This window comes from Leptospira adleri (assembly GCF_002811985.1).
GTDB classification, from domain to species: Bacteria; Spirochaetota; Leptospiria; order Leptospirales; family Leptospiraceae; genus Leptospira; species Leptospira adleri.
Map to the genome: position 1 here is coordinate 18,687 of NZ_NPDU01000009.1, position 26,375 is coordinate 45,061.

Below are 26,375 nucleotides of genomic sequence, written 5' to 3' on the forward strand. Positions count from 1 at the left end.
TTCGAGTCACTTTCAACTCGCGAGTAAAGATGCCAACTCGGACGGGGCGCAACCCTAACCGATTTTCAGAATAATTGCAAGGAAAGAATCCTCTTAAATACGGTTTTTTTTCAATTCCCAGAATGAACCAAATCCTCTTTTTAGCAAAAGAACCCCATTCTTTTCGCCTTAGGAGAATCCGTTGAAAACAAAACTCAGCGTAAATATCAATAAAGTCGCAACTCTACGAAATTCCAGAGGCGGCGATATTCCCAATCTCGTCCACTTTGCGGAATTGGTTCTCAAAGCCGGGGCCGAGGGAATCACGGTGCATCCGAGAGAAGACGAAAGACATATCCGCAAGGACGACGTCTTTGCTCTAAAAGAATTTATCACGAACTACAATCGAAAAAATAATGCCTCGATCGAATACAATATCGAAGGAGAACCTTCTTCCCGTTTTATCGATCTCGCGCTCGCCGCCAAACCGGATCAGGCGACCTTGGTTCCGGTCACGCCGGGTGAAATCACCTCGGATCACGGATTCGATTTCAAAAAAGATTTGGAAACCATTCAAGAATATTCTAAAATTCTTAAGAAGGAAAGAATCAGAACCGCTCTCTTTGTGGACACGGATTTGGAAAATCTAAAACTCGCCTCTCTTGCCGGCGCGGATCGTGTGGAATTCTACACAGGACCGTTTGCCGAAGAATTCGATCTTTCGCCCGAGGCCGGAAAAATTTCTTTTGAAACGTTGTATGTTCCCGCCGCAAAGGAAATTCTCTCCCAGAAGATAGGAATCAACGCAGGCCACGATTTGGATCGACACAATCTCCGGACTTTTTCCAAACTTCCGGGTCTTCTGGAAGTTTCGATCGGGCACCGCCTGATCTCCTATGCGCTGGAAGTCGGAATCGACAAAAGCGTTAAGGAGTATCTTCAAGCTCTTTCGTGAGTTCTCGAAATCCCTCAAAATTCGGATCTCCTTGGATCAGATAGAACGCGGCTTTTCTGAGATGAACCGCTAGATTTTTTGAATTCGTATTTTTCTGAGAGATGGTTTCCAGAGTCGTCTTGAATTTTTTTAAGTGTTCGACGGCCTTGGGTTTGTTTTTCGACTTCACCGATTGCCGAAATTCTTTCCAGACCTTCGTGACTTCCTGGTTCGGATTCTGCGTTTTTTCCAGAGTCTGTTTCCGCACAACCCCGCTTACATCCCAGACTTCCCTGTAAGGATGGGAGTTCTCCAGAAATTTATAATATTCTTTCGTATAACTCACTTCGTTCGGTTTTAGATTGAGAAGGGATTCCGATTCCCCCACACATTCGGAAAAGATTCCTTTTTTGAGGGATTCTTTTCCGATCTCTTTCATCTCGGCGAGTACCATCAAATCGGCGAGAGTTTCATTCTTCTTTCCTTCCTTGCAGTTCTTGATCGCTCGGAAATATCTTTTTTCGACTTCGTCGATCGCGAGCGCTTCGCCTTGTTCCAACTCTAAGTAATACGCCGCTTGAAATACCTGATCCCGATAGAGCGTATCTTCCTTGTCCGCTTTTCTCGCTCGAAGAGCGTATTCCAGAGCGTCCGGATATTTTTTAGTCGATGCAAAAAGTACGGAAAGATTGTAACAAGAAAGAGCTCGATCCGGTCTCAGAGAACGGCAACTCGATTTTAAAAGTTTGATCGCGGATTCTCTTTCTTCCGGGTTTCCGTAAAATTCTAAAATCGCCTGTTCTTGTATCATTTCGAGCGCGAATCTTCCCGAACCGGGATAAGAAACAGTCGAACAAGAGACGACGATTTGTAAAATCAAGAGAAGGAAGACCGATCTTGCGCCCCAAAGAGATTGACACTTTGAGATTTGAATAGAGAATGAACCGAAAATTTCCTGAAATCCGAGGGACACGAGTTTGAAAAAAGGATCTGCCGCGCTTTCGTTATTACTTTCCACTCTTTTGACCATTTTTATCCTGTACTGCGAGCCTACATCCGGCAAGTCCCCGGTCAAGGCAGACTTTACCCTCAAAGACTTTGATAACGTGGTAAACACCGTATCTCGGTATTATATCGATAAGAATATCGATAAAAACCGTGCCTATCGAGAGGCCGCTATTTACGCCCTCTTGTCTCTTCCTCATTCCATTTATCTCTACCCGGAAAGTTATTTCAAGGAAAGAGAAAAGTATGAAGAAAAAGACGAAACCTTTCCCGGAAAAACGTTCAAAATTTCCACGGACGATTCCTTTGTTCTCTTCGATCCCGATTACGCGGAAGTTGAAAAAATCAGGGACCGCAAACTCAAAGAAGACGCAAACAAAACCAAGGTCAGCGACGACGAAGTCAAAAAGCTCGTCGAAAGAGAAAAGGTTCGCAAGAACGTTCTTTCCGCAAAATGGGAACAGACCGGTTTTAGCAAAAAAGACTTTGATCGAATTCTCTCCTATATCGAAACCAACATTGACAAATACAAGGATTCTCCTCTCAAAGATCCTTTCGGAGAATCCGAAGAAAAATCCAAAGAACCGTTTACGATGAACGACGTCCTGCTCGCCGCTGCGAACGGTTATCTTTCATCCCTCGATCCTCATAGTAACGTTTTCCTCCGTTCCGCTTGGGAAGAATCGATGGCGAAAATTCAAGACGGAAGTTTTGAAGGAATCGGAGCCATTCTTTCCGGAGGCGGCAACAGAGAAGTTGTAGTGGAGAATCCTCTGGAAGGAAGACCCGCGGTCAACGCCGGAATCCGTTCCGGAGACGTGATCCTCGCGGTCGACGGAAAGTCCATCAAGGGAATTCTTCTGGATAAGGTCGTGGAAAAGATCAAAGGGAAAAAAGGTTCCAAGGTCGCTCTTACGATCCAGAGAAAAGGAGTTCCGGGAACTCTGAACATCGAAGTCGTAAGAGACACGATCGAAATCAAAAACCTAAGCAGTAAGTTGATCGAAGGTCACGAGCATATCGGTTATATCAAACTCACCGGTTTTGTGAAATCGGAAGACGGTCCATCGGTGGATCGTGAGTTGATGGATAAATACAAGGAACTCGAAAAAGAAGCTCAAGCCAAGGGAACCAAACTTAAAGCCGTCATCCTCGATCTTCGAAGCAACGCCGGAGGTTATCTGGATCTTGCGATCGACATCGCCGATATGTTTATCGAAAAAGGTCTGATCGTTTCCACAAAAAGTCCGAACAGAAGTCCGGAAGACGCATATGCGAAGAATAAGGACATCACCAATCTACCGTTAGCCGTTCTGATCAACGCCAAATCCGCTTCCGCTTCCGAAATCGTCGCGAGTGCGATCAAACATCACGGAAGGGGATTGATTCTCGGGGAAAGAACTTTCGGAAAGGCGACCGTTCAAAAACTGATGCCTCTCGGAAACGACTATCTGATCAAACTCACGCAGGCTCGTTACTATTCCCCATCCGGAAACACGATCCAAGTCGTCGGAGTAAAACCGGATATCGATATCTCCTCGGAAGAGGACGGATCGTTTCCGTTCCGATTCAGAGAAGAAAACATGTGGAATCACCTTTCCGAACTGCCGGCCTCTACCGAGGAAAGAAGCGCGTTCGACGTGAAAAAATTGGATTCCTGGGTCCAAAAGAACGGGACCGCCGCCAAGTTTATCGCGGAGCACAAGAACGACCCGATCAAACCGGATTATCAACTCATTCGATCTTTGGATTATATCGAAGCTCTGATCAACACACAAAAAAAGAAATAGTATGCCCCGTATCAAAACGGACTTCTTAGTCTTAGGGAGCGGAATCACCGGCCTTTTCGCCGCGCTGAAACTGGCTCCCTTCGGCTCCGTCCTCATCGTAACCAAAAAATCGGATTACGAATCCAACACAAACTATGCGCAAGGCGGAATCGCTTCCGTCTTTGCGGAAGGCGATAAACTTTCAGACCACGTTGCGGACACTTTGGAAGCGGGAGCCTGGCTCTGCGATCCCGCTGCGGTCCAAGTCCTCGTAGAGGAAGGCCCTCCTCTCGTAAGAGAACTCTTAAACTACGGGGTTCCGTTCAATCTCGAACCTTCCGGAAAGTTCGATCTTTCCAGAGAAGGAGGTCACGGTAAGAATCGGATCGTACACGCGCACGACAGAACCGGAAGAGAAATCGAAAAGACCCTTCTCAAAGTCGTAAAATCAAATCCGAATATTCGAATTTTAGAATATCATACCCTCGTGGATCTCATCACCCCTCATCACCTGAAACGAAAAGGGCTCGTTTGTTACGGAGCCTACGTCCTTTCCAATCAAAGCGGAGAAGTGTTTCCTATTCTTGCAAAGGAAACCATTCTCGCGACCGGAGGAGCCGGACAGGTCTATTCTCACACGACCAATCCGAAAATCGCAACGGGAGACGGAGTCGCGTCCGCTTACAGAGCCGGGGCTTTGATTAAGAATATGGAATTCTATCAATTCCATCCGACCGCCCTCTATCACGAAGATGGGGATTCTTTTTTGATTTCGGAAGCGGTCCGCGGAAAAGGCGGAATTCTTCTTTCACTCGATCGGGAACCGTTTATGAAACGTTATCATCCTATGGCGGATTTGGCGCCGAGAGACGTCGTCGCCCGAGCGATCGATTCGGAGATGAAAAAACGCGGAGAAGAACACGTTTGGCTGGACATCACACATCTTCCTTCGACTGAGATTCGAGAATCCTTTCCTTCGATCTACGAAAAATGTAAGGAACTGGGAATCGACATCACAACCGATCTCATCCCTGTCGTTCCCGTGGCTCACTTTCTTTGCGGAGGAGTCGCTTCCGATTTGGAGGGAAGAACCACCATCGCGAATCTTTCGACCGCTGGAGAAACCGCCTGCACCGGTGTTCACGGAGGAAACCGTCTAGCGTCCAACAGTCTTTTGGAATGTCTCGTTTTTTCAAATCGAATCGCGGAGAGAATTCGAAAGGCAAAGCCCGACTTTACCGCGGCTCACGATCAGATCCCATCCTGGAACAAGGAAGGAATGGTCAATACGGAAGAATGGGTTTTGATCTCTCACGATCTGAACGAAATCAAAAGTACGATGAGCAATTACGTGGGAATCGTTCGCTCCAATCTTCGGCTCGAAAGAGCAAAAAGAAGAATGGATCTGATCTACGAAGAAGTGAAGGATTACTACAATAGGACCGTAATCACGAATCCTCTGATCGAACTCAGAAATTTAGTGATCGTCGCGGAGCTCATCATTCGTTCCGCTCTTTCCCGAAAAGAAAGTCGAGGTTTGCATTTTTCCACGGATTATCCCGAAAACAGAAATCCATCCCGAGTCGATACGGAAATCAGAAACGATAAAGTTCCTCTGTAGTTGTCACTGGATCGAATTTTGTGAAGTCGATTTCTCCGGTCCAAAATGAAACTTTCCCTTTTGAGTATTTCCCAAATGTAGGAACTCCCATACGAACGGAGCGACAATCAGTCGATTCAGAAACGTCGAATGCGGAATGTGGGAACTGCAGCATTTCTTATCAATTGACACAGTGTTGCAAGTAGTCTTTTCGACTTGTTACAAACCTTCCTTTTGTCAGAATCTAAATTCAAATCCGTTTGCAGGCAATTTTCACCAACGACTCGTTTGTCGGAATAAGGAAGATTCAACTTTTATTTTAAGAAAAAAAATTCGGAACTTCGAACTTTATCTTAAAAAAAGATGATTTTTTTTTGTAAACAAAACGGCTCCCGGTCGTTTTGGACAAAAAAATAAACGAAGATAAGAAACTTTCAGGGCTTAATTTCGCAAAAAGCGCAAACAAACACGAAGCGAGACCGCAATCGTATCAAAGAAATATTCTAAAAATAGAATATTCTAAAATTCAAGTCCTCAGAATACGTGACTGAAGTTTACGAACAATTGTTTATCTTCTCTCGAGACGGCATAGTCGATCATGATGATGGTTGCTTGATTCCAGGCAATCCGCAATCCCATTCCTTGCGAATATTTATAATCTTGCAGACCGGCTTTGTGTTCGTCGTTCCAGACTCGACCGAAATCCCAGAAAGGAACCAAGTTCAAAGCAAAGTATTCGCCGCCCACGGAAAAATCGTAGAATTTCCAACGAACCTCGACGGTTCCAAATCCCATCGCACGTCCTACGAAACGATCCTGTTTGTAACCGCGCAACGTTCGAAGACCGCCTAAGCCGGAAACGGTGTTTTCGGTTCCCCAGAGATTTCTATATTCAAAAAACGGAACGTCTCCGTCCGAAACTCCGAAACCGAATCTGGAAGCTAAGACTAACTTTTCAAACGTCTTCGGAAAAGGGCTATAGAAGAATTTAGCGTGACCGAAATATTTCTGAAAATTAAAATTCGAGCCGATCGTCTTCGTCGCTTTTTCATACGTAGCTTCTAAGAATACTCCCGAGTTTGGATCCGGTTCGAAATCCCTCGTATCGTAGACAAGACCGACTTTCGCGGTATTCACAAAACCGCCGTTATATCCCAATATCTTCCCGGCTTCCGCGTCTTCGGTCAAACGAGTCTTAGCGTTGGGAACCTCTCCAGAAGTACTGAGAGGAGTTCCGTCGAAGAATGGATCGACCGCTTTTACGAATTTTCCGTCGTTCGAATGAACGATATTATTCGAAAAACGAAAACCGGCGACAAGACGAACCGTCCCGTGAAAGTAAGAACGCTCCGAACTGAAATTCAATTGAGGAGTTTGGATCGTATAACGGTTGTACATACGATCCGTTACGTTAAAAGCGGGCCCCGCCGGAACTCCCGAATACATTCTTCCTCCGAGTTCGATAGGATCCCCCGGTCCGCCCGGTCTTTGGTACATAAAAGTGGATTCCTGCGCGCCGTATTGAGCGTTGTTCGTCTGAGGAGCCCCCGGTTGATTTCTTTCCTGATACGAAAGTGGTTTGAGAGTGGATTCACCCACTCCGAAATAGAGCGTCGTCGGAGTGATGGTGAGGAGCGCGTCCGCACGCAATCTCCACTGCGTGTTTGCGATATAAGGCATATCCAAACTGAGCTGATGATACTGAGCGTTCTTTGTCGTATTAAAATATTGAGCAAAAAACCGAAGCCTGTAAGGAGTATATTCGAAAAAAGGATCGGTCTTCTTACCGTTGTTATAACCGTAAACACGAACCCCGTAACCGATCCCTTCGTTCGGATCCGAGTTGATGAGAGGAAGACCGGTCGGATACCAACCTTCTTTTTTATTTTCCAAGTCCTTCTTGCACATCTGCTTGACCCGATCGATTCGGAAAGGAAGGTCCTTTCGTTCTTCCGGCTTATCACAACCCGTGAAATTCTCCTGAGCAGAAACCTCGGAAACCAAAAAGAACAGAGTGAAAAGAATCGGAATCGATAGAAGGGTTTTCATTTTCATCATATAACACCAAGAAGATTACGAATTTCTAACCAACCCTTTTTGGCTGTCAAACTGAATATGAGATAATACTCACATTTAAAAATAAGAAGAAAGAGAAATTTCTCCCGAGTTTTTGTCTGTTCTCGGGAGAAAGGAGAATGCGGAAATTAAGGAAGATTCCTTACGCAACGAACAAAGTATCTGCTCGTCTTAGTAAAACCGGTCTCGTCGCCGAAATGGGTAGCAGCAAAATTCACGGCCCGAGCGGTGTCCACCGTGCTCTCTTTCGCCCAAGAACTCCAGTAGTTATCTTCCACCGTATTCGGAAATTTAATCAGAAGAGAATTCAAACTTCCGGAAGCGGTTAGCGCCTTTAACTCGGGAAAAGAAGGAACTCTCCAATCGGAATGTCCTCCCGTGCGATCTTGATTGCAGGAGGTGAAAGCCTCGCTGGTTCCCGTAAATCCGGGAGTTTGCCCGACGAGCACGGACGGAAGCGAGATCGTGTTACAATCGTTCAAGTTGAGGGAACAATATTGAAGCAAGGTAGCTCCGAATCTTCCGATCACCGTAGAAGTATTGTTGATTCCTTCGCAGTCATAGGTGCCGTTTGCGCCGACTCTTAAGACCTGCCCCTGAGAACAGATCTTCCACATGAGACCGGTCGTCGAGTTGCTTACGGTCCCCGACGCAGGGTCCGCGATATACGGATTGAAAAATAACATCCCCGCGAGCAAAACTTTCGCGTCTTCGTTGATAAAGCCCAGAGTCGTATCGTCCGGTTTTTCTTCACAATTGGCGAAGAAAGAAAGTGCAATACTGAGTATTAGAATATTCTTATATTTTTTCATGATTTCCTCAGAATATGTGGTTAAAGTTCATAAATATTTGTTTGTCTTCTTTGGAAACCGCGTAGTCCAACATCAGGATCGTACTCTGATTCCAAGCGATTCTAAATCCCAAACCTCGGGAATATTTGTAATCCTTTAAACCGACGTTGTGTTCGTCGTCCCAAACCCGACCAAAGTCCACAAATGGAACCAAGTTCAAAGCAAAGTGCTGACCGGCTACGTTAAAATCGAAAAACTTCCAACGTAATTCCAAGTTTCCCCAACCCATAGCCTTGCCGGAAAAACGATCCTGTTTGTAACCGCGCAGGGTTCTAAGTCCGCCGAGACCGGTGATACCGCCCTCCGTGGACCAAAGGTTTCTATATTCGAAAAAGGGAGCGTCGCCGTCCGTCATTCCGAAAGCGCCTCGGCCGGCGATGACAAGTTTATCAAAAACTTTCGGGAAAGGACTGTAGAAAAATTTCATCTGCGTAAAGTATTTGGAATATTGGAAATCGGACCCGAGAGCCTTGGCCACTTTTTCATACGTCGCTTCCACAAAGATCCCTCTGTTCGGATCGGGTTCTAAGTCTCTCGTATCCAAAACGAGACCGAAACGTACAGAGTTTACATTTCCTCCGTTCGCTCCGATGATTTTTCCGGCTTCCGCGTCTTCGGTAACTTTTGTTTTTCCAGTAGGAGCCATGCCCGAATTACTGAAAGGTGTGCCTTCCGTGAGAGGATCCGTGCTCTTTACGAATTGGCCGTCGAAGGTTTTGATGATGTTTTGAGATACTCTCACACCGGCCACCATACGGACCAAACCTCCGAAGAAGTTTCGTTCCCCGCTCATGTTTGCCTGAGGAGAACGGATATCGTAACGATTGTACATTCTATCCGTTACGCGAAACGCGTCGTTCGCCGGCAATCCAGAATAACTATTTCCTTGAAATTCCACCGGATCTCCGGGGCCGCCCGGTCTCGTAAAATAAATGTTCTGTTCGCGAGAATGGTAAGTAGAGTTTCTTACGATTTCACCGCCGGGTTGATTTCTTTCCTGATAAGAAAGAGGCTGGAGGGATTTTTCTCCGATTCCGTAATAAAGTGTGTTCGGATTCGTATCGTAGATCAAATCCCCGCGCAATCTCCACTGAGAATCGAAAACGTAAGGGGCGTCAAAGCTGACGTCTTGATACTGCCTGTTCTTAGTCGTATTAAAATATTGCGCAAACATTCTAAAACGATACGGGGTATATTCGAAAAACGGATCCGATTTCTTACCGTTGTTGATCAAAAAGACACGAATCCCGTAACCGACCCCGACGTTCGGATCGGAGTTCAAAAGAGGAAGACCCGTTGGAAACCAGCCTTCCTTTTTTTTACAGATATCTTCGGGTCTAAGACGTCTCATTTCCGAGATTTCAAAGGGTAAATCCGTTCTCGGTTTCCTCGAACTATAGTCGACAAAGGCCAGCTTGGAACAATCCTCTTTGTCTTGTCCAAACACAGTCCCCGTGGTTACGGGCAGAATGAATAGACATACTGCAATGCTTACGATTTTCAGAAAATTCTTCATGGAGTTCCTGTTTCTATATTTCAGATCAAAACGGAAACTGTTTGCACGCATACTGTCAATAGGATTTTTCCAAGAATTTGGAAATACGTTAGGAAATCTTAGGTCTTAACTCCCTTTTTTATAACATTCGGTATAATATTTTGATAGAATAGGAAGCGATCGTATGACGTTTCGATTTCAATCGTATCTCGATTTTAATCGGGAAGAATCGAGCCTTCCCAAGATCAAAGAATTTTTTATAAGAGATTCGTTGATTCCGTAAGAGATTTTTTTGTAGAATCGATGTTCTTACGCGCTTCTTTATCGATGGTTACAAATGAAGAACAAGAAAACAAATGATTTCTTAGATCGTTCGGATGAAAAATACAAGCCGATCCGAGACGAAACCGAATTCTTAAAAAACTCTTTCTCAAATCTACAACGCTCAATTCTGAATTCTTCTTAAAAAAAGAAAATAAAGAAAAGATCGGCGAACTTGAGGTCGCGACCTTTCCGGTCATTTTCTTAAAGACAAAAAGTACGTTCCATCCGAAAGAAAAAATCGTAAGAAATGAATTCGGTCGATTCTTTGTCGTTCATTCCGACGGAGCGTTCATTCTTACCTCGCTTTTCTTTTCAACGGTCTAAGCGATAAGAATTCGATTTCTTCTTTCACGCTAAAGAAGCAAAGCCGCGGAGCAAAAATGAATCTCATAAGAACCTTTTTAAAAATCGAAGATACGGATAACCGTTTGAACATCTTGATAAGAATCCTAGCGGGCGGAGTTTTTCTTTGGGAAGGAATCATCAAATTTCTCTTTGTAAATCAAGGCGCCGGAAGATTTGCAAAACTAGGATTTGCAAATTCGGAACTCGTCGCGGGAGGAATCGGAGCCATAGAAATCGTAGGAGGCATTTCTTTGATTTTAGGATTAGCCACAAAACAATGGTCGATCGTTTTTATCGTAGAAATGATCGTCGCGATGATACTCACAAAAATTCCATTGTATTTAGGAACATCGCCTCTCGCGCCGCCGCCTTCGCCTCCCGTAATCGGAATCTGGGCGGTGCTTCATGAAATCAGGTCCGAATTCTCCCAACTTCTGAGTTGTATCTTTCTATTTCTAGCCGGTCCCGGAAAATTCTCCGTGGATGGATTCCGCAAGGCTCGGGAGAAAAACGTTTAACAAAAGTTAGACGGGCTTGCGCTTTGCGCGTTTTGGAAATCTTCGATTGGCTCGGATGAATTCTTTCGGATTGAGATAACCTTCGAGTTCCTTTCCGTATCCGCCTCCGGTGGGAAGAAAGAAATCTTCTCGAAGTTCAAAATGAAGATGAGGTCCGTAACGCCGATTTGCGTCTCCGATCTTTCCGATACGATCTCCTTTTCGAACCCGATCCCCTTTTTGTACGGACATTTTCGAAAGATGCGCATACAAAGAATTGATCCACCTTCCGTCGGGAAGTCGATGCGAAACGACGATCACGTTTCCCCAACCGGGCCCCTCTTCTCTTGCGAACTTGACAACCCCGTTGGAAACCGAATACACCGGATCCCCGTAGTCGTTTCGACCGATCGCGTTCCAATCTTCTCCAAGATGGAAATTTTTTCCGAAAGGTTGTTTGTCCACGTAACCCTTCGCGTTCGGGGCACCGACAGGAAAATCAAATCCGTCGGAAATAAAATCGGAATGGTTTGAAAAAAATTCTTCGACGGATTGAAAGGAAAGTTCTTCTTCCGATGGAGACGCAAAAAGCGATTCTTTTTTATTTTCAAAAATAGGAATCGAAATAAGAAGAATCGACAGAATTCCCCGGCCGACGATTCCAAGACGGACTTTCGGAAATTTTTGAAAATAGAACGTCATCGAAGAACACAAATTGGATTCTATCTTTAGAAATCAAGATTCTTCTTCTTATTTGCATTTTGTTTCGAATTCGATTTTGATATGAATTTATTTCCCAAAGCCTTCCGGAATTCGTTTCAATAGGACTTCAACGGAACCGATCGTTATCACCGCCTCCATTTGAGAGAATTTTCCAGCTTCCAACTTTTATATCCTAAAAGTCGGGCTGTCGGCGCGACTATAAAAGCTAACGCCTTTTGTACGGAAATCGGAGGCGAAGCAAGATAGGTGTCTCCGTAAAAACCCGAAACCAACATCGCTTGTAAGAAGAATTCAAAGTCGTTCCTAGGTTCTTGTTTCTCGGTTAAGAATCCGTGAAACTGAGTAATGAATAAAGCCCACTGAGCCGGTGGATTGACTCGAACGATTCCTACGAATTCCCGACTCCCTCGATTGAACGGTTGATGTGGAGTCCCTTTCGGTACAGTATGAGCCTCTCCCGGACCTAAATGCAATTCCGTTCCGTCGATTACGAGATTCAACTCCCCTTGCAGTACAATAAAGGTCTCGTCGTAATTCGAATGAATGTGGGCCTCGGGAATTGCTCCTCCCGGTTCAAGATGCAACTCCACTTCCGCATAACGTCCGTTCGTTTCACGATCCGTTTTCAGGACGATGTAACGTTCCTTTGCGAATCGATTCACCATCGTATCGCCCACAATCGGATATGCCTCTTTTACAACCTGCTGTTCCGGGAAAAGATAAAGGTGCAGAATATTTCCCACGAGCACATACCCGACGAGCACGATCATCCCGATTGAGATCACTTTAAAAAACTTCTTCAAATTATTACTCCAAATTTTCGATCTCATCTCGATCGATTCTGATTTGAAATATAATATCCCTTGTTTATTTTGATTTCAATTACCAAGAGGTAATTCAGCCGGATTTAAGTTTTTTAAAGAATCGGTTTTATCATTGATTAACTTGATTTGTCATCGATCGTCGGGAATGAATCGGTCCCATTGTACAATTTATCCTCGAATTCGAATCGAATGCACGTTCCTATCGCAAAGAACATCCGAACAAAAGCAGATTCGTTTTTTATCTTCTAATTGGCTTTAATAAGCGACTAATTCCGACATATTGGTCTCGGCAAAAAGAAAATCTTTCATTCTGTCTTCCGTAAAACGATCCGAGGGAACCCAAGTGTAAATTCGGATCGAGCGAGTATTAACTTCGTAAGGATGTCCGCCTGCGGTGGGAAGGACGTCAAACATAAGAATTCCGTTATGTTTTATACCAACTTTCATCGGAACAAAACCGGTCTTATTAAACTGTTCAGATTCCGGATCCGGCGTATTCGTAGACCGATCTACTGGACTTACGAAATTCTCCAAATAACTGCACGTTACGATTCTATCTCTGAGTTCCTGATTTTCCAAAAGATAAGGTCCGAGGCCGGCGTCGCTTAGCATAAACTCATAAACGGAAAGACCTTCCGTTTTGAAATTATCGCCTTTCAAGGACACGATTAACTTTTCCAAAACGGGATTGATTTTCACCACTTTGTTCTCCCAGCTCACGACCATCGTAGGCGACGTATTCAAGCCGTTGATATATTTAATCAAAAGCGGATCGATCCTATTCGTTTCTTCGTCTTCGACCGTGTCGAAATCGGGAGAAAATCCGGCTGCAAGAAATAAGATACTTTGAAACGGATAGGATATTTCCAAAGCTTCCGTCAACTTCCTAACGATTTCCCTTCCCGGCGAGGCACGACCCGATTCTAAAAAGCTGAGATGTTTGCTAGAAATCTCTGCATCCAGCGCTAAATCCAACTGGCTTTTTTTCTTGGCGTTTCTAAGCGTTTTTAAAGTGTTTCCGAATGAATTCGACATGGTCTTCTTCCTTTTGTAGATTCGGTTTTTTCATTCGCATCTCGATCTTATTTTTCCGTTCGAAGATCGTTTTAAAAAAACCGAAATGAAAATTCTTATCCTATTTTTTCTTCGTAAAAGTTTGTAACGGATTCTTTCTTTGTAAAAATATAACGATGAATCGTATTCAAATCGATGACCAGCGCGGTCTCGCCAGAATCCGAAAAAAACATAGTCGTCGGATTCATGGTCCGAGGAAGCGTTATCCGTTTTTGATCCATAAATTCCGAATCCCTTCTAACGATTTTAAATCCGCCCGTTAGAAAATCCAAAGTATATAAACTTCCCGAGTAATCCGTTCCGATTCGGTAATGAACATCGGTAAAATAAGGATTGGAATCCAACGTCTTCCATCCCGGTGTCTCCAAATCGAATCGCAGTATTCGTCCCAACCGATTGAACTCCTCGTCGACGTCCGTTAGGCGATAGTAAAAATGACCGGCATTGTTCGTTTCCAAGGAAAAAATATCGCTGATAAAAAAACTGTCGAACCCGTTCTCGTAGGATCAAACCGCCCCTCCGTCCACAGGTGGATAGTTGATGGAAGCGCTCGATCGATCGCCGAAAACAAAATCGCTATAAATTTTCGATTCGGAGACGGCGATCTGAGGAGAAGGAAACGCATTTGAATGATCAAGTTCCCGAAAACTACTCGCTGAAAAATCGGTTTTGATCTTCAGAATTACGGTTCTTTGAAATTTGAAATTCTTTGCGGATACGTATAAGAATCCCCGACCCCATTCAAGATTCAATCCTACAATTGGTAAACCTGCAAAATTCGGAAGCGAAAACACCCCGAGATGAGCGCCCTTTGAGTTAAGCTTTGATACATAAGAATAATTTAATATATAAATATTACCGTTCGAATCAAATTTAAAAATACGATCGCTTAGAGTATTAGGATTCACCTCACTGAAATAAATATTTCCAATCGTGCCGAACGAGCTCAGGGGAGTATTTTTGTTCTTATCCGTTAGAGCCTGTACGACGTACTGATACGTCCTTTCTGCACCTAAATTCGTGTTCGGAAAAAAAATATCGGAGACGATTGCTAATTGTTCAAAGGCCGTTTCGATCAAAGCCTTTCGCATTGCTTTGTATTGTTGAGCATTGTTAACGGCTTCCCACTTTATCTCCACCTTGTCTCCGAAGCCCGCGTCCGATGCTGAGGGAGCGTCTCCTGTCGGAGGGGGATTTGCTCGAATCGATTCCTCATTCTCTCCTGAAAGCGTGGAAGAAAGGAGTCCTACGAGGTTAGAGGAATCGGCGCCGGGGCCATCCGGATTCAATCCGAAACAACAGAATACGACAAAAAATAGATTCGAAAAGAACAGAGTATTGTGTCTCATATTCAAAGCACCGATTCGAGAGAATAACGGACTTTTATCCTCTCCTTGTTGTAGATTCATTTGAAATTAGAAATCGATTCAATCAAAAATATAAAAGAGGACAAAACCCAAGCCAATAAGAAACAAACGACATGTTTTCGGGAATCAAAAGGAATCCGATGAAAGAAAGTATACGGCTGACCGTTACCGCCGGAAAGAAGGAAAGTTTTACAGCGCGTCCCAAAACCTTGTTTTATTTTGTCCAAAAGATCAAGCTGCAAGGTTCTGTCCCAGTTTTGGGAAAGGTTCTTATATTGCTCCAAAGTTCACCTAATATAGATTAGGTGAAAAAAGAAAAATGGAGAAGAAGTGAACACGGATTCCGTGTCTTGATTTGGATTTGCGGTCTTTGAGTTTTTATCCGCGTAAATAGTATTCCCCTGATAGAACTATATTCGTCCGCAAAATTGATGTTTTGCGAAAAATAAGTCCGGAATACTTTCCACTTTTCCAATTCAGTTCTCTTCTCTACCGAAGGAATTCTAAATTCTTAGAAAAAAGTAAGATTGAAAAAGGGCTTCAAGGATCATTGAGGGCCTGTTCTTTTTGAGTATCTCTTGCACATAGAGAAACAAAGTCCTTATGAATGAGGTGAATGCTCCTCGTAAGAGAAGGAAGAATGTCCTAAAACATTCTCCCCTTAAAAAAGCTTTCAATTATGATTTTTGGGAATCCATGTTCAATTTAAGAATCAGATCGTCTTGGGATACCATACTTCCTTCCGATACGGCGACCTCTTCCACGATTCCGTCTCCGGGTGCGAGGATGTTGTTTTCCATTTTCATCGCTTCTACGATCGCGAGTATGCTTCCCTTTTTGACCGCAGATCCGGAAGAAACCAAAACCCTGATCACTTTTCCGGGCATCGGACTTTTGATCAGACCGCCGCTTCCCTCTTCGAGATGGATTTCCCGATTGGAAAGAAGAATTTTAGTATTCCATCCTTTGTAGTGGATGAAGATCTGATTTCCCCTTCGGAGAATTCTCCAATGATTTCCGGGTCCGGAAAAAAGGCCGTTTCCTTCGCTCTGAAAATTTCGGGAAATCTGAAAGTCGTGAAGAACTCCGTCTAGCAGAATCGATACGGAGGTGACGCCCGGAGAAATCGTACGAACTCTTACCGGAATTTCTTCTTCCTTGTGTCTAAAACGAAAATTTTCCTCGATCACCAAAGACCTCCCGATCCAACCGCTTCCCAGATGCCGGAAGACTTTTTCTTTTCCGAAAGGGCCGCCGCCGCAAACGAAAACGCGTCGGCCTGAACTTCACGGTCCGGAGTAAAAGAGATCGTCTGCTCCTCCAGAAAATGAGTGTGGGTCAGTCCTTTTTTGAATTCTTCGTGGGATAGTATTCCGGAAAGATAAAAGGTGTTCGTCACCGGCCCGAAGATCACGGTGGAGTCGATGGATTCTTTCAATCGAGCCCCGGCCTCTTCTCTTGTTTTCCCCCAAGAGATCATCTTTGCAATCATCGGATCGTAGAACACGGTGATCTCGGATCCGGTCTCCACTCCGGTGTCGACTCTTAAGAATTCACGATCCGGAAATTCAATATATTCTAATATACCCGTGGACGGAAGAAAGTTGTTCTCCGGATCTTCGGCGTAGATTCTCGCTTCGATCGCGTGTCCGTTCTGAGTGATCGTCTTTCCTTGCGTGAGTTCGTTCAGTTTTTTGCCTTCCGCGACCCGGATCTGCCATTCCACGAGGTCCTGTCCGGTGATGTATTCTGTGACCGGATGTTCCACTTGCAATCGGGTATTCATCTCCAAAAAGTAAAACTTTCCGTCTTTTCCGAGAATGAATTCCACGGTTCCCGCTCCGACGTAGTTGATCGACTGAGCGGCTTTTACGGCGACTTGACAGATCTCGTCTCTCAGCGAAGCCGAAAGATTCGGTGCCGGAGATTCTTCGATCACCTTTTGGTGTCTTCTCTGGATCGAACATTCCCTTTCGAAAAGGTGCATAACGTTTCCGTGTTTGTCGCCGAATACCTGAACTTCGATATGTCTCGGGGTTTCTATGTATTTTTCGATAAAGACGGTTCCGTCCCCGAAAGCTTTTTGCGCTTCTCTCTGCGCGGACTCGAGCGAGGAAAGAAATTCTTCCGGTTTGTAAACCCGTTTCATTCCCTTTCCTCCGCCTCCCGCGGTCGCCTTGATCATCAGAGGATAACCGATTCTTTGGGCTTCTTTTTCCAAATTTTTCGGATCCTGATTTTGTCCGTTGTATCCCGGAACGACCGGAACCCCTGCCGATTCCATCTTAATCCTGGAATTGATCTTATCTCCCATGAGTTCCATGGATTCAGGAGTCGGTCCTAAAAAAAGAATCCCTTCCTTTTCCAAGGCCTTTGCGAATTCCTGTTTTTCGGATAAGAATCCGTATCCCGGATGAACGGCTTCGGCTTTCGTCTTTCGGATCGCTTCCAGTATATTCGAAATGTTTAAATAAGAAGAAGCGGGACTCGGTTCGCCCACGTACACCGATTCGTCGGCGAGTTTTACGTGCGGAGAATCCTTGTCGGCGTCCGAATAAACGGCTACCGTTTTGATCCCGAGTTTTTTACAAGTACGTATCACGCGAACCGCAATCTCTCCGCGATTGGCGATCAGAAGTTTCGAGATCAAGAGGTTAACACCGATTCTATCCGAGCTTCCGACGACAAAGAAGCATCCAGATTCTTCTTTTCCCGGCTCATCGTTTCGAAAAGAAAATCTCTGAATTCTTCCCAGGTTCCGAATTTGGTCGGATCGTAATTTCCGATTTGTTTGTAAGCTACCACAAATCCTCTTTCTTTGATTTGATATCCCGTAATTCCGGATTTCAAAACGACTACTACCGGAATTTTATTCTCGAATGCGAGTTTGATCATTCCCTTTTGCATCGGCTGAATCTCTTCGGTATAAGAATTATGGCCTTCCGGATAAACGATAAACGAAGTCTTGTGCAATCCTTTGATGAGATTTCGAACCGAGACAGCAATCGTAGTCGCTTTCGAAGACTCGAAAACCTGAGATCCCATCGCCTTCATCCACCAATAAGCGATCAAAGTTTTTTTGATCACTTGGTTTGCCAAAAACGGTTTGTTGACGACGAGACAATCGTAAGGAAAATCGAGTTCGTTTACGTGGTTGATAAAAACCATGTATCCTTTTTCGGGAATATTGAATTCTCCGAGTTTTAAAAATTTCGTCCCGGTCATCCACTGGACCGCTCCTCCCCAGGTGGCGGAACCTCGGAGAAAGGCTAGATTCTTTTTTTCTTGGTTGCGAACGATCGCAAAGAATAGGCCCGCAATCAGACTGGGAAAGGCCAAACTGAAGACAAGAGGAAGCGTGATCAAATACGTTTTTAAGACAATCCTTCGATAGGATTTCGGAAAGCGACCTAAGCGGCTTTCCATAAATTTCAATGGGTTCATCGAGAGCAATTTTTTGAAGGATTCCATTTTTAGAAAAGCTAGTTTTCAAAAAGAAAAAGCCCGCTTTTGTTGGCGGGCTTTCGTTTCACGAACGGGATTCGACTTTTTAGAATCGAAATTCTAAAATGCACGTTGGTTTTTGGGTTTATTTTTTCTCACCCATCAACTGCTTTCTCTTCTCGGGATCCCATTTGAGGAAGATTCTATTCTTAACCTCATCGTCGAAGATTTTTTCCAAAACGTCCACCGCGTCTCTCCGGTATTCTTCCGGAATTCTTCTGTCAAAAACGGGACTCATTCTGTGATCGTATTCCAGAGTCGGGTTCTGAGAAAAGTCATACGTAGCGCCTTGTAAGGTCACCACATCGGAAGGACCCGCTTTTCCTTCGTCGTCTTTAATCGCTTCGGTCTTCGCATCGCTCTTGAAGAGGAAGTAATTGTCGTAAGGATATTTCAGTTTGAAGATATTGATCGCATTGGCTCTCGCATCTCTGCAGAGTTGAATCGCAGCGAGGTAGTGTTCGATTCTATGCTTTCTGTGACTCGGTTGTAACTTCTGGTGTTTCTCGAGATGTTTTTCGATCTTGAGGGCGTTGTTCCGGGTTTCTTTCGCGAGACCTAAAAACTTGTAACCGGTTTCCATATTCTTCTCGATCGCGTATTTATTGGTTACGTAATGGAATTCTCTCGGGTTGTACATTCTTCTCGTAAGAGGAGATTCCCGATCCGCGGTCATATCTTTTACGATATAAGAATTTTTACTCAACTCGATCGCGATGTCGACGAGGTTTCTGTCTTCCGGATTGTTTTGATTCTTCTTCTCGATAGCGGCTTTTAAGATTTCGTCGCTTCTTTCCACGTAATACTGGGAAAGTTCTTCCAGAAGCATTTCCGTTCCAAGCTGCGCTTCCAAAAATCTACGATACGCGTTAACGTGATTGTTTTCAAAGAAATACTGAAGACCTTCTTGGTAGAGTCTCTTCAATTCCTTGTATTTCTTAACTCGGTCGCCGTCCGGCTCCGGAGCGGTAGTTCCCGCTTGGCTTCCTGCGGCGGGTTGGGTTCCCGCGTTCTGCTGATTCTGCCCGCCGGCGACTTCGCCTTTGTAGTTACGTACGATCGGTTCGATCGCACGGAGATAAGTCAGCAATTCCACCCTTTTTTTGTAGGCCTTGCTCGAGACCGCCTCTCCAAATACGGAAACTGGAAGAATGGAGATTGCTATTAGTATGAGAATCAGTCGTTTCATCGGTTAACCTTTTCCAAAGTTTCTCCGGATTTCAAGGCCGGGGCAACACAGAAATTAGTGCTTTTCTTCCTACTCTATCGGTTAGAATGGTGTCCGAATTGACAGCCTACGCTTGTTTTTTTCGGGTTTTTCAAAGATAAGAATATGACAGCCACTGCAATCGCACAAGGAAAAAAGATCTCATTCCGCGCAAAGGAAGATACGGTATGTCCGATCTGCCACGAAGTGCACCAAAAGGAAAACATGTTCCAGGGCGGCGGTCGTTTGATTGCCGGAAAACTCACGATCGAACTCAGAAGACTCTACGAAAAAAATCGAAAGTTCGGACGCGTCAGCCCGAATGATTATGTCATCAGCGTCTGTCCCCGTTGTCTTTATTCCGCATTTTCCAAGGACTGGTCCACGTTAGACGCCGAAGAGAACGAAAAGATTCGTTCCCAGTCCGATACGCGCCGTTCCAATCTCGAAAAGATTCTCGGCCCTTTGGATTTTTATCAGGAACGAAATTTGGTTCTGGGAGCCGCCTCCTATCTTCTCGCAATCGAATGTTATCAAAATCGCAAGGTCACGGTCGCCCCGACTCCGAAAAAGGCGGTCTGCGCGGTTCGAGGCGCGTGGTATTTCGACGACTTGAACAACGATTTTCCGAACATGGGGTTTGATAAGGTCCGAGACCTTCTCTACCAAAAGTCCGCGAGCTGGTACACGGATACGATGGACATCATGCAGAGCGGTTCCGAACCCGTGGATCAGGCTTCTTATCTTTTGGGACCGGATACGGATAAGAATTGGGCTTTTGACGGCGTTATCTATCTCTCCGCTTATCTTACGATGAAATTTAAGGACGAGCTCGCGCAAGACCCTGCGGCCAAACTCAATCTTTTGGTGAGAGCGAAAAGAACTCTTTCCAGACTCTACGGTTCCGGAAAGGGATCGAAGTCCAAACCTTCCGTGATCATCGACATGGCGAAAGAACTCTACGACGAATACAACAAGATCATCGAAGAAATGGGAGGAGAAAAATAAACTACGCCCTCCTCGTCGAATACGACGGACTTTGTTTTAACGGCTTTCAAACTCAAAAAGATCAGCCCAGCGTTCAAGAGAACCTGGAAAAAGCGGCCTCTATTCTTCTCAAAGAACCAATCGATATCTCCGGAGCCGGAAGAACGGACACGGGTGTTCACGCCCGCGGAATGATGGTCAATTTTAAAACGAAAAAAGTGGTTCCGAATTTCGGTAAATTTCTTCTGAGCATGAACGCTCTAACGGATCCGGGTCTCTCCATTCTCTCCATGAATGAAGTGCATGAGAATTTTGATTCCAGATTTTCCTGTCATTCCAGGGAATACGAATATCTTCTCCTCAACACGAAGTTCCCGAGACCGACCTGGAAAAATCGGGCCTTCTGGTATCAACATAAGATTGACGTTCCACGCTTGGAGGCTGAACTGGAACTATTAAAGGGAGAACACGACTTTCGAAGTTTAGCGAAGGCCGTCTCCATGAAAAATCGGTCCACGGTTCGGACGATTTTAGAGGCGAGACTGGAACGAAGCACGGAATTTGACGGTCTCTTCAAAGTAAGGATCCGGGCGAACGGTTTTCTTCACAATATGATTCGGATTCTTACGGGTACCCTTCTGGAAATCGCAAACGGCAAACGAAAAGACACGAACATTCTCCAGATTCTTTCTTCCAAAGATAGGACGATCGCGGGCATCACACTTCCGCCGCACGGTCTTTATTTTATCAGGGCGTATTACGATTCTCATCCTGAGATCGATTCTATGTATTCCGTTCGGGACTTGCTTAAATAATCATGTCATTTCGTTCCCGAATTTCAACCAATCGCTCCCTTCTTCTTTTTTTGACCCTCGTTCCTGGAATTCTTTCCGCGTCTCCGAAAAAGCCGGGCGTATTCGAATTGTTAGGCGGTTATCAACCCGACTTCGTTAAAAATAAATTCTTTACAGATTTTATTCCGAAACCGATCGCTCAATCAGGAAGCCTTCCTTCTAGTGGAATCGTCACCAAAGAAGACGAGGAAGCGGAAACTGAGGAGGAAGAAGCGGAAAAAAACGCGGGGACTTTTTACGACAATCGAAAACCGGAAATCGGAGTTTGGATGGGAGCTTCCAATCCTTGGCCCGGCACCGAAACTCAGAAATATTTGGATACGACCCTCGGCGGAGGTTTCTTTTTTAGAATTCCTTGGCCTTGGATTTTTTATCTGGAGATGGGCGCATTTTACGCCAACTACCTTTCGGCTACGGAAAGGGCTCTGACTACGATTCCCGTTTATCTCGCGTTAGGTTATAAGATTCCTCTGGATCTTCCGATCTCTTTTATTTTGAGAGCGGGAGGCGGAGAAGCGTTTGTAGTTGCAAGACCTTCGAACACTTCCCGTTGGGATCCGATGATGCTCATTGGTCTGGAAACTAGTTTTGTCGCGGGTAAAAAAATTCGGATTGGAATTCGAATCGATTACAATAAGATCTACGAGTCTCAATTGGACGCTCCTGCGGAATCTAAATACTATTACGCGAGTCCCTACAGCGATTCAAGACTGACGAACCCGAACTATTACAGGGTCGTAGACGCTGAATTCTTCCAATTTGGATTGATGGTGAGTATCTTCCTATGAACCGATCTTCTTTTTTATTCGTTCTCGTTCTCTGCAGCAGTCTTCTTGTTTTTTGCCGCGTCGGAAATTGGAGCGGGAAAGGTTCGAGCGATCCCGTAATCAGCACCCTCTTCAATCAAAGAATGCTTGTTTTAGCCAAAGGAACCTATGCAACGGATAACCCCCTCGGTTTCGAATCCTATTCGAACGGAACGGGGCAGATCTATCGGGACGCGACCGGAGACGGACTCGATCCCGTTTTTGATACGACAGGAATTCCCACGGCGTCCGGTCTTCCTATCTTTATCGATATCGGCGAAATCCGAATGTCTTCGAAATACCAAGAAGGCCTTTTCAATCTGAGTTTGATCAAGAACGTAAAAGATACTAAAAAATTCTGGGACGAGATCGCACCGAATCGCCAGGTATTTTGCACGATCCCGTATACGACCAATTCCAATTCCTGCCGTTTGAACGACGGGGAACTCAAAGCGATTCAATTTTTCAACGGTGAAGGAGTCGCTTATCCTTCGAACGATCCGACGTCCGCCACGGATTGGGGCGCCTTTGGAAACGGTCCGGTACAATATTATTATACTGGAATGTATCTTCGTTCCCTAGTCACCGCCTGGGCGACGGAACCGGGTCTTACTTTTTCCAATCTTACGCTTTTCGACAACTACAGAGTTCCCGGAGTCAATATCGTTCCCCGTTTGAGTTATCAGCCTACGGCGGACGCGACGACTCAGACTTTGTTTCCGCCTCTTGTGTTTCCCCTTCTTTATACGGTCGAAGACGGAGATCGGGACATGCTCGTTTATCCGGGCTTTGATCCTTATATTCTGGAAGTAAGAATGAATCTGAAAGAAAATCTGATGGTTCATTCTTATGTTTCCGGCTTGGGAGGCGTGAGAACGATCGTCGCGGTAAGCGACTGGAAAGGAGACGCGGATCACAACGGACAATCGAATATGGGAGGAGGTCTTCTTCTTCGTTCCAGAATCATCCGTCCCGAGATCGCCTCCAACTTAGTCGTGTTAGGTGGTACTGCTTCCACTACCCACTACTACGGAATCTACCGTCTGAGTGAAACGAATATCGAGACAAAATTACCTTTGATATCGTCACCGGTGCAAGGCGCTCAGACCCGGATGAAATATATCCATTCCGGGGATTATAGAATTCGTTGCCTGGGGGATATCGCGCGTGTGGACGGTTATCCGGAAACCGTTGTGAGAGAAACTACGTTTTCCGTTCCTGAAAACGCTCCTCGCTCGGAAGTTCAAGTTTCTCTGACTTGTCCTTAGATTTCTCGAAACGATTCCTTGCAGAAACGTCCCGACCCCATCAAATCCAAAGATTTCCTGAAAAGAAAATGAATCCGTTTTGGAAAGTTGAGTAGAAACGTTTCTTCATCACCATTCCATTCGCTATCGTTGCCTATCCTACCAACGTTAGACTAAATTTAGAAAGCCGGTTTCCTTTGTGAAAGAAAACATTGTCAAGAAAGCTCGGGAGACGTCGCTCGAACCGAATCTTTCTCCCGCAAATCAAACTCCCATTTCATGATTCATCAAAGCTTTGAGCGTGAGAAGAACCTAAACTCTTCCTAAGTTCGTTCCATGATCCAGATCCAATAAAACGCAAAAAGAGAAATTGAATCTTTTTTGGCGCGGCGAAAGACTCTTTGTCGTATTAAAAATAACCGCTTGACCGATTCGCAGTTACCTTGTTATTCTGAGTCAAGAAGGAAATCGATGTCATTGTTTTCAAACTTAAGCTTGAGACGTTCCATTTCGATAAAACATTTCTTTCTGGTCCTGATTGTCGGCTTCGTATTGATTCAGAACTACAAGGACCTGAGATCCGCATTGAATTTTGCGGAAACGGTGCGCGGCTTAGAAATCAATCTTCCGCAAAAAATTTACAACAAAATCCAGGGAAAATTCCTTTCCGAAAAGTTTGACTGTTCCAAAAAGACACTCATCCTTTTCGATCCGGCCGAGTATCCGGAGACGTCGGTAAACATCCCCTCCCTTTCTAAATTTGCATTATTCCCTTGCGATTGTTTAGCATATTCCAGCAAAGAGAAAAATTTTAACCCGCCCCCGAGCTCCCAAGTCATCCGCCTGTAACCGACTCGGGTTGAACAATCCGCTCAGAAGAAACTTTCAATTTAATGAATATACTTTTTCTCATCTTACTTTTTTTTCCCGTTGTTTGTTATCCAATTTTAGTCCTTACACTACCCGTTTCTCAGTCGCTCCACCATTCGGCCATCGTCCCTTTGGTCAGCGCCCTCATAGTTTTCTTTCTCAAATTTTTCAAGATATTCGAGTTAGAATTTCCGGTCTCGAAACGCTCCTCTCCGTCGAAAATTTATTCCGTATGTATATTATTCCTTTTGGGTTTTTCCATTTATTTTTTCCAACTTCGCACTTCGATCGAACCCCTGGGTATGTGGGATGCGTGGGCAATGTGGTCTCCTAAAACGAAATACCTTGTCTCACAATTCTTTGCGGGAGAAAAAATTGATCTTGATCTGAGGGAATGGCCGCATCCGGACTACCCGTTGGGATATCCTTTGTTCGCATCTTTTTTTGGAATTCTTTCAGGCAAATGGAGCCCGATCATACAAGTGTATGCTTCTTTCTATTTTTATTTCCTCGGATTTTATTTTTTCATAAGAATGAGACGTTCGCTTTGGATTTCCGCACTCGTTCTTTTGATCTATTGCACGTTTTTCAAATGGATCATGCTTTCCACCGATCTCTGTGCGGATCTTCCGTTATCCGTTTACTTCTCATTTTGTTTTTATTTCCTGATCGAAAGGATAGGAATCGATCGTTTGAAATTCAGAACTCAGAGAGTTGCCTTCGGATTTTTTTTCGGTGCGCTTTCCTTCTGGAAAAACGAGGGTTTCGTTCTGGCGCTCGTTTTGTTTGCTGCGTTTTCAATTCAGTTATACGAGATCGAAGGAAAAAATTGTTATAGAAAACTTTCGTTCTTTGCTCTTGGATTTCTGAGCGCGGTCTGCTTTGTTCTTTTTCAAAAATTAAATTCGCCATCCGCTCTTCCGAACGACTTCATTCAAAACGAAGACGTGTTGAGTTCGATTTTAAAATTAGGAACCCGGCTTACTTCGATCGATAGGTGGAATATCGTCATGGCGGAAAAAATTCGTTTCCAGCTCCGGTTGGCGCATGGATTTTATATTCTCATTTTCGCATATTCTTTTATTTTTGGAAAAAAAGAAGTACGGTTCGGTGTAATTCTTCTCCTTCTGCTTTCGTTACTTTATGATCTGTTTTTCGTGATTACGAACGCAGACTTGCAATGGCACCTTGAAACCGCATACGATCGAATTCATTTCCACTTCTTCTTACCCTCCCTGATTTGTCTTTCCTTGGCTTCGGAAGATGAGGGAAAAATGACCGAGAATCCGCCGAAATTTCAAAACGAAGCGGTTTGAATTACCGCAATCCGTATTCCTTTTCCGTTCGAACCTAACCTGTGAAAGCGAAGCGACGGCTTCACTGAGTCGCTTGCGCATGGAGAAACTAATGAGAGATTAACAAACTTTCCATATCGAGGATTTTCCTTCTTTCAAACTTCCTTTTTTGCGAAGTCTTTTCGGAACTCGAATAAGCGTTCTTTAAAAAAGTTGTCTTTTCTTAAGGAGTTTGTATTTCGAATACTCCAGTCGTATCTCGATTTTAAAATTTAAAAAATTCATTTATATACATTCAATTTATTGAATATTCCTGAAACCTAAATTCCCTTTAATAGAACCGACTCTAAGTATCGAGATTCCAAAAGAATCGGGTCCGGGCCTTCCCCGGATTTGAATCCCCGGAGAAGGGGTAGCGAAAGCCGCGATTTGCGGCTGAAGCGAGGGGAAGGCTTTCCCCCGCAACGCGATCCATAGAGAGCGTTGCGTTGAGTTCACGCGATCCATAGAGAGCGTTGCGTTGAGTTCACGCGATCCATAGAGAGCGTTGCGTTGAGTTCACGCGATCCATAGAGAGCGTTGCGTTGAGTTCACGCGATCCATAGAGAGCGTTGCGTTGAGTTCACGCGATCCATAGAGAGCGTTGCGTTGAGTTCACGCGATCCATAGAGAGCGTTGCGTTGAGTTCACGCGATCCATAGAGAGCGTTGCGTTGAGTTCACGCGATCCATAGAGAGCGTTG

At 44.7% G+C, this 26,375-nt stretch carries 22 protein-coding genes; 9 read left to right on the plus strand and 13 right to left on the minus strand.

What is annotated here, in order from left to right; all coding sequences use genetic code 11:
• Positions 1 to 181 precede the first annotated feature (181 nt).
• Entirely contained in the window at positions 182 to 934 is a 753-nt protein-coding gene (locus tag CH376_RS04915; RefSeq protein ID WP_100785520.1) for a pyridoxine 5'-phosphate synthase, read from the plus strand.
• Here CH376_RS04915 and CH376_RS04920 read toward each other — a convergent pair.
• Positions 906 to 1,943, minus strand: a complete 1,038-nt coding sequence (locus CH376_RS04920) for a hypothetical protein (RefSeq protein ID WP_100785521.1) — start codon at positions 1,941 to 1,943, stop codon at positions 906 to 908. The two genes, CH376_RS04915 and CH376_RS04920, sit on opposite strands and share 29 nt — an antisense overlap.
• On the opposite strand from CH376_RS04920, the gene CH376_RS04925 reads away from it, so the two are divergent.
• Both CH376_RS04925 and nadB read left to right on the plus strand, forming a co-directional pair.
• Positions 1,891 to 3,708 carry a S41 family peptidase gene (locus CH376_RS04925; protein ID WP_100785522.1) on the plus strand — a complete coding sequence of 606 codons (1,818 nt, stop codon included), beginning with the start codon at positions 1,891 to 1,893 and terminating at the stop codon, positions 3,706 to 3,708. The genes CH376_RS04920 and CH376_RS04925 overlap by 53 nt on opposite strands.
• A gap of 1 nt (position 3,709) precedes the next feature.
• Positions 3,710 to 5,308, plus strand: coding sequence for an L-aspartate oxidase (nadB, locus tag CH376_RS04930; RefSeq protein WP_100785523.1), 1,599 nt, complete (start codon positions 3,710 to 3,712; stop codon positions 5,306 to 5,308).
• 513 nt (positions 5,309 to 5,821) lie between these two features.
• Here nadB and omp85 (CH376_RS04935) read toward each other — a convergent pair.
• The 3 genes from omp85 (CH376_RS04935) to omp85 (CH376_RS04945) form a co-directional block, all read right to left on the minus strand.
• A complete protein-coding gene (gene omp85 / locus CH376_RS04935) occupies positions 5,822 to 7,336 on the minus strand; it encodes an Omp85 family outer membrane protein (RefSeq protein WP_338063552.1) in 1,515 nt (504 codons plus the stop codon).
• A gap of 155 nt (positions 7,337 to 7,491) precedes the next feature.
• Positions 7,492 to 8,175 (minus strand): surface adhesin Lsa25, encoded by a 684-nt coding sequence (gene lsa25, locus CH376_RS04940; protein WP_100785525.1) that lies wholly within the window; start codon positions 8,173 to 8,175, stop codon positions 7,492 to 7,494.
• A gap of 7 nt (positions 8,176 to 8,182) precedes the next feature.
• On the minus strand, positions 8,183 to 9,730 hold the full coding sequence (omp85, locus tag CH376_RS04945) for an Omp85 family outer membrane protein (protein WP_100785526.1): 1,548 nt from the start codon (positions 9,728 to 9,730) through the stop codon (positions 8,183 to 8,185).
• A 683-nt stretch (positions 9,731 to 10,413) separates the two neighbouring features.
• Here omp85 (CH376_RS04945) and CH376_RS04955 point away from each other — a divergent pair.
• A complete protein-coding gene (locus CH376_RS04955; protein ID WP_100785528.1) occupies positions 10,414 to 10,896 on the plus strand; it encodes a DoxX family protein in 483 nt (160 codons plus the stop codon).
• Positions 10,897 to 10,902: 6 nt separating this feature from the next.
• On the opposite strand, the gene CH376_RS04960 is transcribed toward CH376_RS04955, so the two are convergent.
• The 9 genes from CH376_RS04960 to CH376_RS05005 form a co-directional block, all read right to left on the minus strand.
• Positions 10,903 to 11,577: a M23 family metallopeptidase gene (locus CH376_RS04960; protein ID WP_100785643.1), complete on the minus strand. Its 675-nt coding sequence runs from the start codon at positions 11,575 to 11,577 to the stop codon at positions 10,903 to 10,905.
• 146 nt (positions 11,578 to 11,723) lie between these two features.
• Entirely contained in the window at positions 11,724 to 12,401 is a 678-nt protein-coding gene (locus tag CH376_RS04965) for a cupin domain-containing protein (protein ID WP_243394719.1), read from the minus strand.
• A 276-nt stretch (positions 12,402 to 12,677) separates the two neighbouring features.
• A complete protein-coding gene (locus tag CH376_RS04970; RefSeq protein WP_100785529.1) occupies positions 12,678 to 13,457 on the minus strand; it encodes a helix-turn-helix domain-containing protein in 780 nt (259 codons plus the stop codon).
• Positions 13,458 to 13,552: 95 nt separating this feature from the next.
• A complete protein-coding gene (locus CH376_RS04975; protein ID WP_100785530.1) occupies positions 13,553 to 13,954 on the minus strand; it encodes a hypothetical protein in 402 nt (133 codons plus the stop codon).
• Positions 13,955 to 14,002: 48 nt separating this feature from the next.
• Positions 14,003 to 14,905, minus strand: a complete 903-nt coding sequence (locus tag CH376_RS04980; protein WP_100785531.1) for a hypothetical protein — start codon at positions 14,903 to 14,905, stop codon at positions 14,003 to 14,005.
• A gap of 635 nt (positions 14,906 to 15,540) precedes the next feature.
• Positions 15,541 to 16,053 carry an acyl-CoA carboxylase biotin carboxyl carrier protein subunit gene (locus CH376_RS04990; RefSeq protein ID WP_100785645.1) on the minus strand — a complete coding sequence of 171 codons (513 nt, stop codon included), beginning with the start codon at positions 16,051 to 16,053 and terminating at the stop codon, positions 15,541 to 15,543.
• Positions 16,050 to 17,513 carry an acetyl-CoA carboxylase biotin carboxylase subunit gene (locus CH376_RS04995; RefSeq protein WP_100785533.1) on the minus strand — a complete coding sequence of 488 codons (1,464 nt, stop codon included), beginning with the start codon at positions 17,511 to 17,513 and terminating at the stop codon, positions 16,050 to 16,052. Before CH376_RS04995 ends, CH376_RS04990 begins: the two co-directional genes overlap by 4 nt.
• A complete protein-coding gene (locus tag CH376_RS05000; RefSeq protein WP_100785646.1) occupies positions 17,510 to 18,307 on the minus strand; it encodes a lysophospholipid acyltransferase family protein in 798 nt (265 codons plus the stop codon). Before CH376_RS05000 ends, CH376_RS04995 begins: the two co-directional genes overlap by 4 nt.
• A 145-nt stretch (positions 18,308 to 18,452) precedes the next feature.
• Positions 18,453 to 19,556, minus strand: coding sequence for an LIC11274 family protein (locus tag CH376_RS05005; RefSeq protein ID WP_100785534.1), 1,104 nt, complete (start codon positions 19,554 to 19,556; stop codon positions 18,453 to 18,455).
• A gap of 144 nt (positions 19,557 to 19,700) precedes the next feature.
• On the opposite strand from CH376_RS05005, the gene CH376_RS05010 reads away from it, so the two are divergent.
• The 5 genes from CH376_RS05010 (at position 19,701) to CH376_RS05035 (ending at position 25,654) form a co-directional block, all read left to right on the plus strand.
• A complete protein-coding gene (locus CH376_RS05010; protein ID WP_100785535.1) occupies positions 19,701 to 20,582 on the plus strand; it encodes a DUF2225 domain-containing protein in 882 nt (293 codons plus the stop codon).
• Complete coding sequence (truA, locus tag CH376_RS05015; RefSeq protein ID WP_100785536.1) at positions 20,579 to 21,376, plus strand: tRNA pseudouridine(38-40) synthase TruA; 798 nt, start codon at positions 20,579 to 20,581, stop codon at positions 21,374 to 21,376. Before CH376_RS05010 ends, truA begins: the two co-directional genes overlap by 4 nt.
• 2 nt (positions 21,377 to 21,378) lie before the next feature.
• Positions 21,379 to 22,203 carry a hypothetical protein gene (locus CH376_RS05020; protein ID WP_100785537.1) on the plus strand — a complete coding sequence of 275 codons (825 nt, stop codon included), beginning with the start codon at positions 21,379 to 21,381 and terminating at the stop codon, positions 22,201 to 22,203.
• Positions 22,200 to 23,489 (plus strand): LIC11270 family surface protein, encoded by a 1,290-nt coding sequence (locus tag CH376_RS05025; RefSeq protein WP_100785538.1) that lies wholly within the window; start codon positions 22,200 to 22,202, stop codon positions 23,487 to 23,489. Before CH376_RS05020 ends, CH376_RS05025 begins: the two co-directional genes overlap by 4 nt.
• 1,169 nt (positions 23,490 to 24,658) lie before the next feature.
• Positions 24,659 to 25,654, plus strand: a complete 996-nt coding sequence (locus tag CH376_RS05035) for a hypothetical protein (protein ID WP_125231933.1) — start codon at positions 24,659 to 24,661, stop codon at positions 25,652 to 25,654.
• The last annotated feature ends 721 nt before the right edge of the window (positions 25,655 to 26,375 follow it).

Excerpts from the sequence above, each read along its gene's own strand:
- CH376_RS04970 (WP_100785529.1), bottom strand. The coding sequence starts at position 13,457 with ATGTCGAATTCATTCGGAAACACTTTAAAAACGCTTAGAAACGCCAAG.
- CH376_RS05020 (WP_100785537.1), top strand. The coding sequence starts at position 21,379 with ATGTCATTTCGTTCCCGAATTTCAACCAATCGCTCCCTTCTTCTTTTT.
- lsa25 (WP_100785525.1), bottom strand. The coding sequence starts at position 8,175 with ATGAAAAAATATAAGAATATTCTAATACTCAGTATTGCACTTTCTTTC.
- CH376_RS04955 (WP_100785528.1), top strand. The coding sequence starts at position 10,414 with ATGAATCTCATAAGAACCTTTTTAAAAATCGAAGATACGGATAACCGT.
- omp85 (WP_100785526.1), bottom strand. The coding sequence starts at position 9,730 with ATGAAGAATTTTCTGAAAATCGTAAGCATTGCAGTATGTCTATTCATT.
- CH376_RS04960 (WP_100785643.1), bottom strand. The coding sequence starts at position 11,577 with ATGACGTTCTATTTTCAAAAATTTCCGAAAGTCCGTCTTGGAATCGTC.
- CH376_RS05010 (WP_100785535.1), top strand. The coding sequence starts at position 19,701 with ATGACAGCCACTGCAATCGCACAAGGAAAAAAGATCTCATTCCGCGCA.
- CH376_RS05025 (WP_100785538.1), top strand. The coding sequence starts at position 22,200 with ATGAACCGATCTTCTTTTTTATTCGTTCTCGTTCTCTGCAGCAGTCTT.
- CH376_RS05000 (WP_100785646.1), bottom strand. The coding sequence starts at position 18,307 with ATGAACCCATTGAAATTTATGGAAAGCCGCTTAGGTCGCTTTCCGAAA.
- CH376_RS05035 (WP_125231933.1), top strand. The coding sequence starts at position 24,659 with ATGTGGTCTCCTAAAACGAAATACCTTGTCTCACAATTCTTTGCGGGA.
- CH376_RS05005 (WP_100785534.1), bottom strand. The coding sequence starts at position 19,556 with ATGAAACGACTGATTCTCATACTAATAGCAATCTCCATTCTTCCAGTT.
- CH376_RS04980 (WP_100785531.1), bottom strand. The coding sequence starts at position 14,905 with ATGAATCTACAACAAGGAGAGGATAAAAGTCCGTTATTCTCTCGAATC.
- CH376_RS04920 (WP_100785521.1), bottom strand. The coding sequence starts at position 1,943 with ATGGTCAAAAGAGTGGAAAGTAATAACGAAAGCGCGGCAGATCCTTTT.
- omp85 (WP_338063552.1), bottom strand. The coding sequence starts at position 7,336 with ATGAAAACCCTTCTATCGATTCCGATTCTTTTCACTCTGTTCTTTTTG.
- nadB (WP_100785523.1), top strand. The coding sequence starts at position 3,710 with ATGCCCCGTATCAAAACGGACTTCTTAGTCTTAGGGAGCGGAATCACC.